This is a genomic window from Streptomyces sp. NPDC059010, from assembly GCF_042740355.1.
GTDB lineage: Bacteria > Actinomycetota > Actinomycetes > Streptomycetales > Streptomycetaceae > Streptomyces.
This window is the reverse complement of the sequence record NZ_JBHYJA010000002.1, coordinates 181,615-197,139: the sequence shown is the minus strand read 5'-3', so window position 1 is coordinate 197,139 and position 15,525 is coordinate 181,615. Positions and strand designations below refer to the sequence as shown.

General features: G+C 69.7%; 18 protein-coding genes and 5 tRNA genes. 16 read left to right on the top strand and 7 right to left on the bottom strand.

Going from position 1 to position 15,525, the window contains the following annotated elements; genetic code table 11:
• The first annotated feature begins 152 nt into the window (after nt 1-152).
• From ACFWYS_RS03070 to ACFWYS_RS03045, 6 genes are all read left to right on the top strand, one after another.
• The gene (locus tag ACFWYS_RS03070) at nt 153-896 is read left to right on the top strand and encodes an HAD family hydrolase (protein WP_384762536.1); all 744 of its coding nucleotides are present in this window, start codon (nt 153-155) and stop codon (nt 894-896) included.
• Between the two features lie 93 nt (nt 897-989).
• Nucleotides 990-1,061 (top strand) — tRNA-Gln (locus ACFWYS_RS03065).
• A gap of 21 nt (nt 1,062-1,082) precedes the next feature.
• Nucleotides 1,083-1,155 (top strand) — tRNA-Glu (locus tag ACFWYS_RS03060).
• Between the two features lie 29 nt (nt 1,156-1,184).
• Nucleotides 1,185-1,257: transfer RNA gene (locus tag ACFWYS_RS03055), tRNA-Glu, on the top strand.
• A 20-nt stretch (nt 1,258-1,277) separates the two neighbouring features.
• A tRNA-Gln gene (locus ACFWYS_RS03050) sits at nt 1,278-1,349 on the top strand.
• A gap of 44 nt (nt 1,350-1,393) precedes the next feature.
• A tRNA-Glu gene (locus ACFWYS_RS03045) sits at nt 1,394-1,466 on the top strand.
• A gap of 54 nt (nt 1,467-1,520) precedes the next feature.
• Here the strand turns inward: ACFWYS_RS03045 and ACFWYS_RS03040 are convergent.
• Nucleotides 1,521-2,168, bottom strand: coding sequence for a MerR family transcriptional regulator (locus ACFWYS_RS03040; RefSeq protein WP_384762534.1), 648 nt, complete (start codon nt 2,166-2,168; stop codon nt 1,521-1,523).
• 86 nt (nt 2,169-2,254) lie between these two features.
• Between ACFWYS_RS03040 and ACFWYS_RS03035 the strand changes: the two genes are divergently transcribed.
• The gene (locus tag ACFWYS_RS03035; RefSeq protein WP_384762532.1) at nt 2,255-2,788 is read left to right on the top strand and encodes a DUF4188 domain-containing protein; all 534 of its coding nucleotides are present in this window, start codon (nt 2,255-2,257) and stop codon (nt 2,786-2,788) included.
• A 94-nt stretch (nt 2,789-2,882) separates the two neighbouring features.
• Here ACFWYS_RS03035 and ndgR read toward each other — a convergent pair whose 3' ends face one another.
• Complete coding sequence (gene ndgR / locus ACFWYS_RS03030) at nt 2,883-3,599, bottom strand: IclR family transcriptional regulator NdgR (RefSeq protein ID WP_048580622.1); 717 nt, start codon at nt 3,597-3,599, stop codon at nt 2,883-2,885.
• Between the two features lie 202 nt (nt 3,600-3,801).
• On the opposite strand from ndgR, the gene leuC reads away from it, so the two are divergent.
• The 4 genes from leuC to ACFWYS_RS03010 all read left to right on the top strand — a co-directional run bounded on the left by leuC (nt 3,802) and on the right by ACFWYS_RS03010 (nt 7,142).
• Nucleotides 3,802-5,232, top strand: coding sequence for a 3-isopropylmalate dehydratase large subunit (gene leuC / locus ACFWYS_RS03025; protein WP_384762530.1), 1,431 nt, complete (start codon nt 3,802-3,804; stop codon nt 5,230-5,232).
• Nucleotides 5,233-5,238: 6 nt separating this feature from the next.
• Nucleotides 5,239-5,832: a 3-isopropylmalate dehydratase small subunit gene (gene leuD, locus ACFWYS_RS03020; RefSeq protein ID WP_384762528.1), complete on the top strand. Its 594-nt coding sequence runs from the start codon at nt 5,239-5,241 to the stop codon at nt 5,830-5,832.
• 286 nt (nt 5,833-6,118) lie between these two features.
• Nucleotides 6,119-6,349, top strand: a complete 231-nt coding sequence (locus ACFWYS_RS03015; protein ID WP_384762526.1) for a hypothetical protein — start codon at nt 6,119-6,121, stop codon at nt 6,347-6,349.
• Nucleotides 6,350-6,488: 139 nt separating this feature from the next.
• On the top strand, nt 6,489-7,142 hold the full coding sequence (locus ACFWYS_RS03010; protein ID WP_384762524.1) for an HU family DNA-binding protein: 654 nt from the start codon (nt 6,489-6,491) through the stop codon (nt 7,140-7,142).
• Between the two features lie 75 nt (nt 7,143-7,217).
• Here ACFWYS_RS03010 and ACFWYS_RS03005 read toward each other — a convergent pair whose 3' ends face one another.
• Both ACFWYS_RS03005 and cofC read right to left on the bottom strand, forming a co-directional pair.
• Complete coding sequence (locus tag ACFWYS_RS03005; RefSeq protein ID WP_384762522.1) at nt 7,218-7,421, bottom strand: hypothetical protein; 204 nt, start codon at nt 7,419-7,421, stop codon at nt 7,218-7,220.
• A gap of 114 nt (nt 7,422-7,535) precedes the next feature.
• Nucleotides 7,536-8,174 carry a 2-phospho-L-lactate guanylyltransferase gene (gene cofC / locus ACFWYS_RS03000; RefSeq protein WP_384762520.1) on the bottom strand — a complete coding sequence of 213 codons (639 nt, stop codon included), beginning with the start codon at nt 8,172-8,174 and terminating at the stop codon, nt 7,536-7,538.
• Nucleotides 8,175-8,343: 169 nt separating this feature from the next.
• Between cofC and ACFWYS_RS02995 the strand changes: the two genes are divergently transcribed.
• From ACFWYS_RS02995 to ACFWYS_RS02985, 3 genes are all read left to right on the top strand, one after another.
• Nucleotides 8,344-9,132 (top strand): lysophospholipid acyltransferase family protein, encoded by a 789-nt coding sequence (locus tag ACFWYS_RS02995; RefSeq protein ID WP_384762518.1) that lies wholly within the window; start codon nt 8,344-8,346, stop codon nt 9,130-9,132.
• Nucleotides 9,129-10,139, top strand: a complete 1,011-nt coding sequence (locus ACFWYS_RS02990; protein ID WP_384762516.1) for an NAD(P)H-dependent glycerol-3-phosphate dehydrogenase — start codon at nt 9,129-9,131, stop codon at nt 10,137-10,139. Before ACFWYS_RS02995 ends, ACFWYS_RS02990 begins: the two co-directional genes overlap by 4 nt.
• Nucleotides 10,140-10,320: 181 nt before the next feature.
• Complete coding sequence (locus ACFWYS_RS02985) at nt 10,321-11,478, top strand: D-alanine--D-alanine ligase family protein (RefSeq protein ID WP_384762514.1); 1,158 nt, start codon at nt 10,321-10,323, stop codon at nt 11,476-11,478.
• A gap of 12 nt (nt 11,479-11,490) precedes the next feature.
• Here the strand turns inward: ACFWYS_RS02985 and ACFWYS_RS02980 are convergent, their stop codons facing one another.
• Nucleotides 11,491-12,000, bottom strand: a complete 510-nt coding sequence (locus tag ACFWYS_RS02980; RefSeq protein ID WP_384762512.1) for a DUF3515 domain-containing protein — start codon at nt 11,998-12,000, stop codon at nt 11,491-11,493.
• Between the two features lie 20 nt (nt 12,001-12,020).
• Complete coding sequence (locus tag ACFWYS_RS02975; protein ID WP_003997603.1) at nt 12,021-12,254, bottom strand: Lrp/AsnC family transcriptional regulator; 234 nt, start codon at nt 12,252-12,254, stop codon at nt 12,021-12,023.
• 227 nt (nt 12,255-12,481) lie between these two features.
• Between ACFWYS_RS02975 and ACFWYS_RS02970 the strand changes: the two genes are divergently transcribed.
• Entirely contained in the window at nt 12,482-13,450 is a 969-nt protein-coding gene (locus ACFWYS_RS02970) for a thiamine-phosphate kinase (RefSeq protein WP_384762510.1), read from the top strand.
• Nucleotides 13,447-14,238, top strand: a complete 792-nt coding sequence (thiD, locus tag ACFWYS_RS02965; RefSeq protein WP_384762509.1) for a bifunctional hydroxymethylpyrimidine kinase/phosphomethylpyrimidine kinase — start codon at nt 13,447-13,449, stop codon at nt 14,236-14,238. Before ACFWYS_RS02970 ends, thiD begins: the two co-directional genes overlap by 4 nt.
• Before the next feature lie 3 nt (nt 14,239-14,241).
• Here the strand turns inward: thiD and ACFWYS_RS02960 are convergent, their stop codons facing one another.
• Complete coding sequence (locus ACFWYS_RS02960) at nt 14,242-15,501, bottom strand: FAD-dependent monooxygenase (protein WP_384762507.1); 1,260 nt, start codon at nt 15,499-15,501, stop codon at nt 14,242-14,244.
• Nucleotides 15,502-15,525: the final 24 nt, after the last annotated feature.

Here is a 15,525-nt window from a genome sequence, read left to right as displayed (position 1 = left end):
GCGCGCGCGCGAGCGAGTGAGCGCGGGCTGGACCCTCCCCCCCCACCTCGGGGGGGGGGCCCCCCCCACGCCGGGGGGCCCCCCCCCCGGGGGGTTTGGATCGATCCGGTGATCGCCCTGATGGAATCCGCCTGTTGGTCTACCTTGGACGCGTGCCGATCAAAGCCGTGGTCTGGGACGTCGACGACACCCTCTTCGACTACACCGCCGCCGACCGTGCCGGAATGCGGGAGCACCTGCTGGCCGAGGGGCTGCTCGACGGGTACGACGGTGTCGAGCGGGCCCTGGTGCGCTGGCGGGCGGTCACCGACGCGCAGTGGGCGCGGTTCTCCGCGGGGGAGGCCACCTTCCAGGGCCAGCGACGTGACCGTGTGCGGGTGTTCCTCGGGCAGGAGCTGACCGACGCCGAGGCCGACGCCTGGTTCGAGCGGTACATCGGGCACTACGAGACCGCCTGGGCCCTCTTCCCGGACGTCCTGCCGGCCCTGGACGCCCTCGCCGGGAGCCACCGGCACGCGGTGCTGTCCAACTCCAGCATCCACGTCCAGGACCGCAAGCTGCGGGTGCTCGGTGTGCACGACCGCTTCGAGGCGATCCTGTGCGCGGCCGAGCTGGGCGTCTCCAAGCCGGAGGCCGGCGCCTTCCACGCGGCCTGCGCGGCCCTGGAGCTGGCCCCGCACCAGGTGGCGTACGTCGGCGACCACCCGGAGATCGACGGGCGCGGTGCCGCGGACGCCGGGCTGCTGTCGGTGTGGATCGACCGTGGCGGCGCGTACACCAGCGACGACGCGGCCGCCCCGGTGAACGGCAGCCCGCACCGGATCGCCACCCTGGCCGAACTCCCGGCGCTCCTTGGCTCGGATACCCGTTTTGGAGCCCCGTCCACCTTCGGGTAATGTTCTTCCTGCGCCGCCGGGGAGCGGGCCGAAAGGCCGGGAACCCGGGGGAGCAACCTAGAACAAGATCCCCCTCAGGGGTTTGCGTTCCAGTGGCCTATGGTGTAATTGGCAGCACGACTGATTCTGGTTCAGTTAGTCTTGGTTCGAGTCCAGGTAGGCCAGCTCGCAGAGCTCATCTGCATCGCCCCCGTTGTGTAGCGGCCTAGCACGCTGCCCTCTCAAGGCAGTAGCGCCGGTTCGAATCCGGTCGGGGGTACTGATTCCGATCATGTCGGGATCGCTAGGGCCCCCGTTGTGTAGCGGCCTAGCACGCCGCCCTCTCAAGGCGGTAGCGCCGGTTCGAATCCGGTCGGGGGTACTGACTGGTCTAAACCACATTGGTCTATGGTGTAATTGGCAGCACGACTGATTCTGGTTCAGTTAGTCTTGGTTCGAGTCCAGGTAGACCAGCTCGGACCTGCGGCGGTGTAGTACTAAACGCTTGCAGGCTCCACGCCCCCGTTGTGTAGCGGCCTAGCACGCCGCCCTCTCAAGGCGGTAGCGCCGGTTCGAATCCGGTCGGGGGTACAACAATGAAGGCCCTTCGCTTCGGCGGAGGGCCTTTGTCGTGCCCGGCTTCGGCTACTCGTCGAAGCCGTATCGCCGCGTCGTCTCCTCCTCCTGGGCCAGTCGGTGCAGGGACTGCAGGATCGGCTCGTTGATGATCGCCCCCAGGATCGCGAACTCGATCCGCTCCTCCTCCGAGGGGTGCCTCTCCATGTTGTCCAGGTCGAGGACGGCCGTCCGGTGCATCAACTCGGCGTACGGCGCCATCAGTTCGGCCCCCCAGCCGTAGCCGAGCCGACGGAACGCGGCCACCGCCACCACCAGTGAGCGGTACGCGGGGGAGATCGTCGCGAGCTGCTTGGCGTTCTCCCAGCCGAGCCGGTCCAGGAGCGCGGTGACCTCCTGGTGCGCGGCCTGGACGAACTCGTCGTCCTCGTCCGGCTCCGGCACCTGCGGCAACGCCCACATCGCCGCGCCGAGGCGGATCGCACGCGGCAGGGAGTCGTCGTCGACATGACCCAGCACTTCCCGGACCGTCGCCACCGGCACCCGGCCCACCTGGATCATCGCCCGCACCAGCCGCAGCCGGCGCAGATGCTCCTCGTCGTACTCCGCGGTCGTCGTGTTGATCTGGTGGCCAGGCGCCAACAGCCCTTCGCGCAGGTAGTACTTGATCGTCGCGGTGGACACCCCACTGCGCTCGCTGAGCTCCGCCAGCCGCATCTCTTGCGCCTCTCCTTGGGAAGTGCCACTATCCAAGCATCGACCAGAAGGATAGCGCCGCTATCCGATGAGGGAGTGAGGCTGCCATGTTCGCGAAGCCGGTGCCGGGCCGTACGACCGCGGATACCGAGGGCGATGTGGTGGTCCTGCTGATCGGGATGCGGGTCAATCACTTCTGGGCGGTGCGCCAGTGGCTGCCGGTCATGCTGTCGATGTTCCGCATGCTTGGGGAGCTTGCGCGGGACGCTGACCGGGGGCTGCTGGGGCGCGTGCTGCTGACGGCCTCGCCGCGGACGTACTACGTCGTCCAGTACTGGGAGTCCAAGGAGAAGCTCTACGCCTACGCGCACGCGCCGGAGATGCTTCATCACCGGGCGTGGGCGGTCTTCAACCGCACGGAGAAGGCGGGGAAGGCGCGGGGGCATGTGGGGCTGTGGCACGAGGCGTACGTCGTGCCCGAGGGGTCGTACGAGTCGATCTACTTCGACATGCCGGCGTTCGGGCTCGCGGGGGCCCATGGCCAGGTGCCGGTGGAGCGGCGGGGGCGGTACGCCAAGGACCGGTTCGCGTACCGGTCGGCGGCCGGGGCCGAGCAGAAGGCGGCCGAGCAGGCCGGGTGACCAGGGGGGCGAGGGGGGATCGGGGGAGCGGGGAGGGCCTGCCGCGGCGTTGAGGCGGGCCCTCCCCGCTGACGTTCCTGTGTGGTCCGGTACGTCAGCCCGTGCGGCGCAGGGCCTCGGAGAGGCGGCCGGCGGCGTCGATGACCGCCTGGGCGTGCATACGGCCCGGGTGGCGGGTCAGGCGCTCGATGGGGCCGGAGACCGACACGGCGGCCACCACTCGGTTGGAGGGGCCGCGGACCGGCGCGGAGACGGACGCGACGCCCGGCTCGCGCTCGCCGATCGACTGGGCCCAGCCGCGGCGTCGTACGCCGGAGAGGGCCGTGGCCGTGAAGCGGGCGCCCTGCAGGCCACGGTGCAGGCGCTCCGGCTCCTCCCAGGCCATGAGGATCTGGGCCGAGGAGCCCGCCTTCATCGTGAGCGTCGAGCCGACCGGGACCGTGTCCCGCAGGCCGGACAGACGCTCCGCCGCGGCGACGCAGATGCGCATGTCGCCCTGGCGGCGGTAGAGCTGTGCGCTCTCGCCGGTGACGTCACGGAGATGGGTGAGGACCGGGCCCGCCGTGGCGAGGAGACGGTCCTCACCGGCCGCCGCGGCCAGTTCCGCGAGGCGAGGGCCCAGAATGAACCTGCCCTGCATGTCACGCGCCACCATCCGGTGGTGTTCCAGAGCCACGGCCAGTCGATGGGCCGTGGGTCGTGCCAGTCCGGTGGCCGAGACGAGCCCTGCGAGGGTGGCCGGACCGGACTCCAGGGCGCTCAGGACAAGGGCTGCCTTGTCCAGAACGCCGACGCCGCTACTGTTGTCCATGAAACGATACTCGCGTCTCACTCTGTGAAACGCAAGTTCAATTTTCCGTGGAACACGCCACTCTGGAAGAACGAAGGCAGAGCGGCCCGCGGACCAGAGCGGGCTTGTCGGTGGACGCCCGAAAGCAGGGGCGCGGGCGCCGGCCGCCTTCTCAAGATCTCTAGTTGGGCCGGTGGACCGTATGCCGGCCGGAGGGAAAGCGATGGGTAGGACACTCGCGGAGAAGGTCTGGGACGACCATGTCGTCCGGCGCGCCGAGGGCGAGCCCGACCTCCTCTTCATCGATCTGCACCTGCTGCACGAGGTGACCAGCCCGCAGGCCTTCGACGGCCTCCGCAAGAGCGGACGCCAGGTGCGCCGGCTCGACCTGACCATCGCCACCGAGGACCACAACACCCCGACCCTCGACATCGACAAGCCCATCGCCGACCCGGTCTCCCGGGTCCAGCTGGAGACGCTGCGCAAGAACGCCGCCGAGTTCGGTGTGCGCCTGCACCCGCTGGGCGACGTCGAGCAGGGTGTCGTGCACGTCGTGGGCCCGCAGCTGGGCCTGACCCAGCCGGGCATGACCGTCGTCTGCGGTGACTCGCACACCTCCACCCACGGCGCCTTCGGCGGTCTGGCGTTCGGCATCGGCACCTCCCAGGTGGAGCATGTGCTGGCCACCCAGACGCTGCCGCTGGTCCGCCCGAAGACCATGGCCATCACGGTCAACGGCGAGCTGCCCGAGGGCGTCACCGCCAAGGACCTGATCCTGGCGATCATCGCGAGGATCGGCACGGGCGGCGGCCAGGGCTACGTCCTGGAATACCGCGGCGAGGCCATCGAGAAGCTCTCGATGGAGGCCCGCATGACCATCTGCAACATGTCGATCGAAGCCGGTGCCCGCGCGGGCATGATCGCCCCGGACCAGACCACCTTCGACTACCTTCAGGGCCGCCCGCACGCCCCCAAGGGCGAGGACTGGGACGCGGCCGTCGCGTACTGGAAGACGCTGAAGACCGACGCGGACGCCGAGTTCGACGCCGAGGTCGTCATCGAGGCCGCCGAGCTGTCGCCGTTCGTCACCTGGGGCACCAACCCGGGCCAGGGTGCGCCGCTTTCGGCGTCCGTCCCCGATCCTGCTTCGTACGAAGACGCTTCGGAGCGCCTCGCCGCCGAAAAGGCCCTGGAATACATGGGGTTGGAGGCCGGTCAGCCGCTGCGCTCCATCAAGGTGGACACCGTCTTCGTAGGCTCCTGCACCAACGGCCGCATCGAGGACCTGCGCGCCGCCGCCGAGCTCGTCAAGGGCCGCAAAGTCGCCGACGGCGTACGGATGCTGGTCGTCCCCGGCTCCGCGCGGGTGGGTCTGCAGGCCGTTTCCGAGGGTCTGGACGTCGTCTTCAAGGACGCCGGCGCCGAATGGCGGCACGCGGGCTGCTCCATGTGTCTCGGCATGAACCCGGACCAGCTGGCCCCCGGTGAGCGCTCCGCGTCCACCTCCAACCGCAACTTCGAGGGCCGGCAGGGCAAGGGCGGTCGTACGCACCTGGTGTCTCCGCAGGTCGCCGCCGCGACCGCCGTGCTGGGCCACCTGGCCTCCCCGGCCGACCTGTCCGACGCCGAGACCCGTACGCCCGCTGGAGTCTGATCAGTCATGGAAGCATTCACCACGCACACCGGCCGGGCCGTTCCGCTGCGCCGCTCCAACGTCGACACCGACCAGATCATCCCTGCTCACTGGCTCAAGAAGGTCACGCGGGACGGGTTCGAGGACGGGCTGTTCGAGGCCTGGCGCAAGGACCCGGAGTTCGTGCTCAACCGGCCCGAGCGCGAAGGCGCCACGGTGCTGGTCGCCGGCCCCGACTTCGGCACCGGCTCCTCCCGTGAGCACGCCGTGTGGGCGCTGCAGAACTACGGCTTCAAGGCCGTCATCTCCTCGCGCTTCGCGGACATCTTCCGCGGTAACTCGCTCAAGAACGGCCTGCTCACGGTGGTTCTGGAGCAGAAGATCGTGGACGCGCTGTGGGAGCTCACGGAGAAGGACCCGACGGCTGAGGTCACTGTGGACCTTGAGGCGCGTGAGGTGCGCGCCGAGGGCATCACCGCCGCCTTCGAGCTGGACGAGAACTCCCGCTGGCGCCTGCTGAACGGCCTCGACGACATCTCGATCACCCTCCAGAACGAGGACGACATCGCCACCTACGAGGCGAAGCGGCCGTCGTTCAAGCCGCGCACGCTCCAGATCTGAGCCGGAGCCGCTCCGGTTCGGCCCGCGGCTCGAACGCAAGGCGACTTTCGGACACCGAAACACCTCTGCAGTACCCCCGATCAGCCCGATCGGGGGTACTGCCATGTCTGCACCCGAACGGTCCTGTGCCGAGCCCGCGCCCGTCTCAACTTCCCACGTTAAGACGGGTGTTGCACGGGTACACGAGTGATGCGACCGCGGCTTCCGCAAGTGCTCCGAAGGCCATTTGAGGCCGGAGTTGCACCCCTGGCAGGCGACAACTCGCCCCAGATGGCACAATCTGTGCATGGAACACGACGGCCAACTCAAGCTCTATGCGGCAGTCGCGGACCAACTGAAGGAAGCGCACACAAGAGTGCGCGCACTGCAAGTCCCGGAGGGCGTACGGATGGCGCTGACCCGGAAGCTGCTGGTCATTACGGCCGCGGCCAAACACGACGTCGCCGAAGCGGCAAGGCGTCTGGAGCGGTTCATCGCGGACCTCGATGCGGGGCGATTCCCCGAAGAGGAACGCTGAGAACACCTTCGAGACAGTCGAGTCTGTTGCGGCACAAGGGTGATTAGCCCGTTTCGTGTTTGATTTGCGGTATATATCTGCCTAACGTGCGAAAAAGCTTGAACACTTTCGTTCTGGCGATGTCTCCGAAGGGGAAGACGTGAACAAGGCGCAGCTCGTAGAAGCGATTGCCGACAAGATGGGCGGCCGCCAGCAGGCCGCCGAGGCTGTCGACCACGTACTGGACGCCATCGTCCGCGCGGTCGTCGCGGGTGAGCGGGTCTCGGTCACCGGCTTCGGTTCGTTCGAGAAGGTCGACCGTCCGGCTCGGTACGCCCGTAACCCTCAGACGGGCGAGCGGGTTCGGGTCAAGAAGACCTCCGTTCCGCGATTCCGCGCGGGTCAGGGCTTCAAGGACCTGGTGAGCGGCTCGAAGAAGCTCCCGCGGGGCGGCGAGGTCGCCGTCAAGAAGGCGCCCAAGGGCAGCCTGACCGGTGGTGCCGCGGCGACGGTCAAGAAGGCCGCCGCGAAGAAGACCACCAAGGCGGCCGCGGCGAAGAAGGCGACCGCGAAGAAGACGACGGCCGCGGCGAAGAAGACGACGGCTGCCGCCAAGAAGACCACGGCGAAGAAGACGACGGCCAAGAAGACCACGGCCGCCGCCAAGAAGACGACCGCGGCGAAGAAGACCACCGCCAAGAAGGCGACGGCCAAGAAGGCCCCGGCGAAGAAGGCGACCGCCAAGAAGGCGCCCGCCAAGAAGTCGACGGCTCGCAAGACCACCGCCAAGAAGGCGACCGCCCGCAAGAGGTAGGACCGCATCAAGGGCACTCACGCGCCGGGCCGGACTCCGTGTGGAGTCCGGCCCGCGGCGTGTTCGCGTGCGGTTTCAGAACGTCTGCAGCGTCACCAGCGTGATGTGCAGCGACTCGCCCTTGCCTTCCGTCTCGATGCGGACCCGTTGGCCGGGGCGGAGCAGCCGGAGGCCTCCGGCGTCGAAGGCGGGGGCGTCGAAGGGGACCGGGGTGCCGTCGTCCAGGAGGACGCTGCCGGAGCGGGTCTCTTCGTTGTAGGTGTATGCGGTGGCCTGCATGCCGTCACCCTACGACGGGTTTGTTGTTCGGGTGCGGCGCCGTTGGGGCTGGTCGCGCCCACGCGGCGGAGCCGCATATCGAATGCAGCCCCGCGCCCCTTGGCGGCGTGGCAGTTACTGTCCGTTGATCAGCAGGCGTGCCGCTGCCGTCGCTGTTCGCGGGCCTACGCCAAGTGCCAGTGCCGTGCGTAGGTCGTCGCCGGTGTCCACGTCCTGGCGCACGGAGTCCACGTCGTCGAGATCGAGTTCCACCGCGCCTGACGCACGGTGACGGGCCCTGGAATCCGTGCCGAATATCGGGAGCAATTCCCGCCCCGGGGCTGCGGTCAGCAGAGTCGTGCCGATTGCTGCGGCATCCGCGAGAAATGCGCGCGGGAATTCCGCCGCCGAGTCCAGGACCCGGGCCAATTCCAGAGGGCGCAGGGCGGGGAGGTCGGCGTTCAGGGCCGCTACGGCGCTGTCGGGGCGGGACGTGCGGACGACCGCCGCCGCGTGGGCCAGTGCCGCGTTGAGGCCGCCGCCCGGCTCGTCGGGGACGATGTGCGCGCCAAGTGCGCCCAGCTCGCGGCCCGCCAGGGCGTCGTCCGTGACGACTGCCACATCCTTCACGGCCGGGCAGGCCAGCGCCGCGGCCACGGTGTCCTGCGCGAAGGCGAGGGCCAGGCCCGGGCGAAGCCCGTCCGCCGCGGTGTCCGAGAGCCTGCTCTTGGCCCGCGCCAGGGGTTTCAGGGGTACGACCAAGGTCCACTGCACCAGCGTTCCGTCCCTCTCTTGTCGCGGCCATTGTCACTCAGCCGTCACCGGCGCCATCTGGTGGTGGCTGTGGCGGGGCGTACCGTGTTCTCGACAGACCGGCGGCCTGGGGTGACACTTGTGCGGCCCACCGGCCCGACGTCCTTGGCCCCTAGAGGAAGGTGCACGCGTGCCCCGCCGCAGAATCGGCTTCTGGTACCGCTTCGCCGCGGTGATCGCCAAACCGCCGCTGGTGGTTCTGATCAAGCGGGACTGGCGTGGAATGGAGCACATTCCGGCCGAGGGCGGATTTATCGCCGCGGTGAACCACAATTCGCACATCGATCCCTTCGCGTACGCGCACTTTCAGTACAACAGCGGCCGGGTCCCGCGATTCCTGGCGAAGAGCGGGCTTTTCAAGAAGGGATTCGTCGGCTCCTTCATGCGGGGCAGCGGGCAGATCCCCGTCTACCGGGAGACCACGGACGCGCTGAGCGCCTTCCGCGCCGCGATCGACGCCGTGGAGCGAGGCGAATGCGTCGCCTTCTATCCGGAGGGCACCATCACCCGGGACCCGGACCAGTGGCCCATGACCGGCAAGACCGGTGCCGCACGCGTCGCCCTGCAGACCAAGTGCCCGGTGATCCCCGTCGCGCAGTGGGGCGCCAACGAACTGCTGCCGCCGTACGCCAAGAAGCTCAACCTCCTTCCGCGCAAGACCCACCGGGTGCTCGCGGGCCGGCCGGTGGACCTCTCGCGTTTCTACGACCGGGAGATGACCCCGGAGCTGCTGAAGGAGGCGACCGAGGTCATCATGGCCGCCATCACCCGCCAGCTGGAGGAGATCCGCGGCGAGAAGGCGCCCGACACCCCGTACGACCCGCGCCAGGAGCGCATCGAGCAGCGACGCAGGACCGCCGCGCAGAACAGGCAGGCGCAGCAGGCGAAGGCCGAGCAGGAAGAGGGGCAGGGCACGTGAGCAAGCCCGTCAAGGCGGCAGTTCTGAGCGCCGGTTCATGGGGCACGGCCTTCGGCATCGTCCTGGCCGACGCGGGATGCGAGGTCACGCTGTGGGCCCGTCGCGCCGAGGTCGCCGATGCCATCAACTCGACCCGCACGAACCCCGACTACTTCCCCGGCGTCGAGCTCCCGCAGGCCCTGCGGGCGACCACGGACCCCGCCGAGGCCATGGCCGGCGCCGACTTCACGGTGCTGTCCGTCCCCTCCCAGACCCTGCGCGCCAACCTCGCCGAGTGGACGCCGATGCTGGCGCCGGGCACGGTCCTGGTGTCGCTGATGAAGGGCGTCGAACTCGGCACCACCATGCGGATGAGCGAGGTCATCGAGGACGTCGCCAAGGTCGGCCAGGACCGCATCGCCGTGGTCACCGGCCCCAACCTGGCCCGCGAGATCGCCTCCCGGATGCCCGCCGCGGCCGTCGTCGCCTGCACCGACGAGTCCGTCGCCCAGCGTCTTCAGGCCGCCTGCCACACGCCGTACTTCCGGCCGTACACCAATACGGACGTGGTGGGCTGCGAACTGGGCGGAGCCGTGAAGAACGTCATCGGCCTCGCCGTCGGCATCGCGGACGGCATGGGCCTCGGCGACAACGCCAAGGGCTCGCTGATCACCCGCGGCCTCGCCGAGACGACCCGGCTGGGCCTCGCGATGGGTGCCGACCCGCTGACGTTCTCCGGACTCGCCGGTCTCGGCGACCTGGTGGCGACCTGTTCCTCGCCGCTGTCCCGGAACCACACCTTCGGCACCAACCTCGGCAAGGGCATGACCCTGGAGGAGACCATCGCGGTCACCAAGCAGACCGCCGAGGGCGTGAAGTCCTGTGAGTCCGTGCTGGATCTGGCCCGTCGGCACGGCGTCGACATGCCGATCACCGAGACGGTCGTCGGCATCGTGCACGAGGGCAAGCCGCCGGTCGTCGCCCTCAAGGAGCTGATGTCGCGCAGCGCGAAGCCCGAACGACGCTAGGCGCTCCGCTGGGGGAGCCGTGTGGGTTGTCGGGCGGCTGCGGCTCCGTCGTGGCTTGTCGCGCCCGCGCGGCGGAGCCGTAGATCGATACAGCCCCGCGCCCCTAAGAGGGCGCTGCGCGAACCGCCACCGTCAACGGACGCTGACTACGGCCCCGGCGAGCGGGTACTCTCGACGCGATATGAGCACCGAGAACCTCCCCCAGAGCCCTGGCCAGCCGTCCCGCAAGCCGCGTGTGGCCGTCGTGTTCGGCGGTCGCAGCTCCGAGCACGGGATCTCCATGGTCACCGCAGGCGCCGTACTGCGCGCGATCGACCGGACGAAGTACGACGTCCTGCCGATCGGCATCACGCAGGGCGGCCGATGGGTGCTCACCGCCGACGAACCGGAACGTATGGCGATCACCGAGCGCCGTACGCCCAACGTCGAGCAGATGGCGGAGTCGAGCGAGGGCGGTGTGGTGCTCCCCGTCGACCCCGCGAACCGCGAAGTCGTCTACACCGAGCCCGGATCGGTGCCCAAGGCGCTCGGTGAGATCGATGTGGTCTTCCCGGTGCTGCACGGGCCCTACGGCGAGGACGGCACCCTGCAGGGGCTGCTGGAGCTCTCCGGTGTGCCGTACGTCGGTTCGGGCGTGCTCGCCTCGGCCGTCGGCCAGGACAAGGAGTACATGAAGCGGGTGTTCACCTCGTTCGGGCTCAAGGTGGGCCCGTATGTGGTGATCCGGCCGCGTGAGTGGGAGCAGGACGAGTCCGCCGCCCGCAAGAAGATCATCGACCTCGCCGGCGATCACGGCTGGCCGCTGTTCGTGAAGCCCGCGCGCGCGGGTTCGTCGATCGGCATCACCAAGGTCGAGGACCTGTCCGGCCTGGACGACGCGATCGCCGAGGCGAAGCGGCACGACCCGAAGATCCTGGTCGAGGCGGCGCTGCGCGGCCGTGAGATCGAGTGCGGAGTGCTGGAGTTCGAGGACGGCCCGCGCGCCTCCGTCCCCGCGGAGATCCCGCCGCCGGACGCGCACGCGTACTACGACTTCGAGGCCAAGTACATCGACTCCACGCCCGGCATCGTGCCGGCGCCGCTGACGCCCGAGGAGACGGCCGAGGTGCAGCGCCTGGCCGTGGACGCCTTCGAGGCGGCCTCCTGCGAGGGCTTGGTGCGCGCGGACTTCTTCCTCACCGAGGACGGCGAGTTCGTGATCAACGAGATCAACACGATGCCCGGTTTCACGCCGATCTCGATGTACCCGCAGATGTGGCAGGCCAGCGGGATCAGCTACCCGGACCTGATCGACCGGCTGATCCAGGCGGCGCTGCGCAGGTCGACGGGCCTGCGCTGAACCCCGCGGCGGTCAGTAGGTCGTCCGCTCCGGAATCGCCTTCTTGACCGCCGACGCCAGGTCGATCAGCACACCCGAGCTGTCGCGCCCGGCAGGCACCGTCACCTCGACGTACGCGTTTCGATTGGCGGTGGTGAAACGGTGTGCCCCGCCGTCCTGTTTCTCCATCAGCCAGTCGACGCCCTCGACCCCACCCGGGACCGCGTCGGCGTCATGTCCCTCGGCCACGTCGGGGTCGACCATCTTCGGCGGTCGCGTGACACCGCACCGCAGTATGATCGCCGGGTCCCCCCAGCCCGCGGTCAGCGTGGACGCGGGCGAGGGATCCTCACGGCGCACACCGTCCACCTTGGCCGGCAGCACTTTGTCCAGCTTCCGGCACAGCCCGGCCACCGTACTGTCGGGGCTGGGAACCGCGGCCGACCGGCTGTCGTCTGCTGATGAGCAGCCCGCCGCGGTGATCAGCAGGACGAGTGCGGGCAGCCCGAGGACAGAAATGCGCCGGTGACGGAAAGAGTTCACCGGCCAAGGGTAGACGGGGGCTACAGATGGACGACCGGGCAGGTCAGGGTGCGGGTGATGCCGTCCACCTGCTGGACCTTCGCGACCACCATGCGACCCAGATCGTCGACTGTGTCGGCCTGGGCGCGCACGATGACGTCGTACGGTCCCGTCACGTCCTCGGCCTGGATGACTCCAGGGATCTTGCTGATCGTCTCGGCGACGGTCGACGCCTTGCCGACCTCCGTCTGGATCAGGATGTACGCCTGTACCACGGAACCTCCAGGGCGGCCACGAGGATCATGTGGGGAAAAGGAACGCCACGGTATCGCGTCGCCGCTCGTCGCGGGGAGACCTGCGGTGGCCGGGGCTTGCGTGCCGGGGCCCAGAACCTGTCCGCAGGCTCTCGGGCACGACAGAAGTTGACGTACACCTTGACCGTAGCGAGGACCGTAGTGACGCGCGACCGGGTGCGAACAGGGACAGAAGGGGCGTAAGGGAAATGAAGGGCACTGTTGGTGAGCTCGGTGAGTTCGGGCTCATCAGGGAGCTCACCTCCCGTCTGACCACCACCCCGGCGGTCCGGGTCGGCCCGGGCGACGACGCCGCGGTGGTGGCCGCGCCCGACCGCAGGGTCGTGGCCAGCACCGACATCCTGCTGGAGGGACGGCACTTCCGCCGCGACTGGTCCACGGCCTACGACGTCGGCCGCAAGGCCGCCGCGCAGAACCTCGCGGACATCGCCGCCATGGGCGCCGTGCCGACCGCGCTGCTGCTCGGCCTGGTCGTGCCGGCCGAACTCCCGGTCACCTGGCCGAGCGAGCTGATGGACGGAATCCGCGACGAGTGCCAGGTCGCGGGCGCCTCGGTGGTCGGCGGCGACGTCGTACGGGGCGACACGATCATGGTGTCGATCACCGCGCTCGGCGATCTGCGCAACCAGGAGCCGGTCACCCGGGCGGGCGCGCAGCCCGGCGACCGCGTCGCCGTGACCGGCTGGCTGGGCTGGTCCGCCGCCGGATACGCCGTGCTGGCCCGGGGTTTCCGCTCGCCGCGTGCCTTCGTGGAGGCGCACCGGCGCCCCGAGCCGCCGTATCACGCGGGCCCTGCCGCCGCCGCGCTCGGCGCGACCGCGATGTGCGACGTGAGCGACGGGCTGATCGCCGACCTCGGGCACATCGCCGAGGCCAGCAAGGTCCGGATCGACATCCGGTCCGGCGCGATCGACATCCCGACGCAGATGAACGACATCGGGCAGGCCGTCGGCGTCGACCCCATGCAGTGGGTGCTGACCGGGGGAGAGGACCACGCGATCGTGGCCACCTTCCCGCCGGACGTGAAGCTCCCGGCCCGCTGGAAGGTCATCGGCGAGGTCCTCAACCCCTCCGCGCTGCCCCAGGTGACGGTGGACGGGGCACCGTGGACCAAGAAGGGCGGCTGGGACCACTTCGGCGGGGACATCGAGTCATGATCCCGGGCGTTCTCACGGTGGCGGGCTCCGATTCCGGCGGCGGCGCGGGCATTCAGGCCGACCTGAAGACGATGCTCGCGCTCGGCGTGCACGGCATGAGCGTGATCACGGCGGTCACCGCCCAGAACTCCCTTGGTGTGCAGGGCGCTTGGGAGCTGCCGGTGGAGGCGGTGCGGGCGCAGTACCGCAGCGTCGTCGACGACATCGGCGTCCAGGCGGTCAAGACGGGGATGCTCGCGTCGGCCGAACTCGTGGAGGCGGTCGCCGAGTTGATCGGCGGCACCGAGGCGCCCGCCGTCATCGACCCGGTGGGCGTCTCCAAGCACGGCGACTCGCTGCTGGCGGCCTCCGCGCTGGACTCCGTCCGCACCGAGCTGCTCCCGGTCGCGACCGTGGCGACGCCGAACCTGGACGAGGTGGCCCAACTCACCGGCGTGCACGTCGAGTCCGAGGACGACCTCAGGCGGGCCGCGGCGGCGGTGCTGGCGTACGGGCCCCGCTGGGTCGTCGTGAAGGGCGGCCACCTCTCGGGGGACGCCGTGGACCTGCTCACGGACGGCTCCGAGGAGCACTGGCTGCGCGCCCCGCGCCACGACAACCGCCACACCCACGGCACCGGCTGCACCCTCGCCTCCGCGATCGCGTCGCAGCTCGCCAAGGGACAGTCCGTGCCGGAGGCGGTGACGGCGGCCAAGGAGTACGTCACCGGGGCGATCGCCGCCGGGTTCTCGCTCGGCGGCGGAATCGGGCCGGTCGACCACGGCTGGGCCCTGAGAGCCCGCGCATAGCCCTCACGCGGGGTACTCCGGCAACTTGATGTTGGTCGCCGACTTCTCGGTGAGGCGCTTGAAGAACGCCGCCAGCGGGCGGGAGGAGAGCAGCCGGTACATCCGGTCCCGGCTGCGGATCCGCCGCTCGGTGGCCGGGGCGAAGAACGGGCCCGCGTTGCCCGAGGTCTTCTGGCAGCCCTTGGCGAAGGCCGAGATCCGCGACTCGTACGCCGCGAACGCCGTACGGTGATCCCCGCCGGCCAGGGCGAGTTCACCGGCCAGGACGTAGGCGCCGACGACCGCCACCCCCGTGCCCATCCCGCCCATGGTCGCCCCGTACCCGGCGTCCCCCAGCAGCGCCACGCGCCCCCGGGTGAGCCGGTCGACATGGATCTGGGCGATCGCGTCGAAGTACAGGTCGTCGGCCGTCTCCAGGGCCTTGAGGACGTTCGGCCCCTCCCAGCCCGTCCCCGCGAACCGGTCGGCGAGGATCCGCTTCTGCGCGGCGACGTCCCGGCGGTCGTACGACAGCCGCTCGGACCGGAAGACCAGCAGCGCGCCCGCGCGGTCGGGGTCGCCGTCGTAGTTGCCGATCGCGATCGCCCGGCCGGGCTCGCTGTAGACCCGGCCGGTGCGGTCCAGGCCCAGGTGGTTGGGGACGTCGAATCCGGCCACGTAGTGGTCGAGGAAGCGCAGGTGGCCGGAGTCCTCGCCGAACACGAGAGAGCGGGTGCGGGAGTGCAGGCCGTCCGCGCCGATCACCAGGTCGAAGCGGCGGGCGGGGCCGTTGTCGAAGGTGACGTCGACACCGTGGGGCGTGTCGGTGAGCGTGGCGACCGAGTCGCCGAAGACGTACTCCGCGCGGTCCCGGGTGCGTTCGTACATGAGGCGCGCGAGTTCGCCGCGGAAGATCTCCACGTCGCCGCTCATCATCTCCGACGGCAGATCGACCTTCGGGGCGCCGTCCGCGTCGACGACCATCTGCCGGCCCATATGGGTCTGGCGGGCGTGGATCTCGTCCCAGATGCCCATCTCGGTGAGCACCTTGCGGTGCACATGCCCCCTGAAGTCCACGGCGAAGCCGCCGCCGCGCAGCTCGGGCGCCCTCTCGACCACGGTGACCTGCGCGCCGTGGCGGAGGAGGTTCAGCGCCAGGGCGGGACCGGCGACGCTGGCACCGGAGATCAGGACGGTGAGATGGCTGAGGTCGTAGGCCTTGTGCGCGATGCCCGTGTCGTTCGCCTTGTGCACGTTGTGCACGTTTTTCACGTCGTTCGTCATGTACGGCAGCCTCGGTGGCGCCGC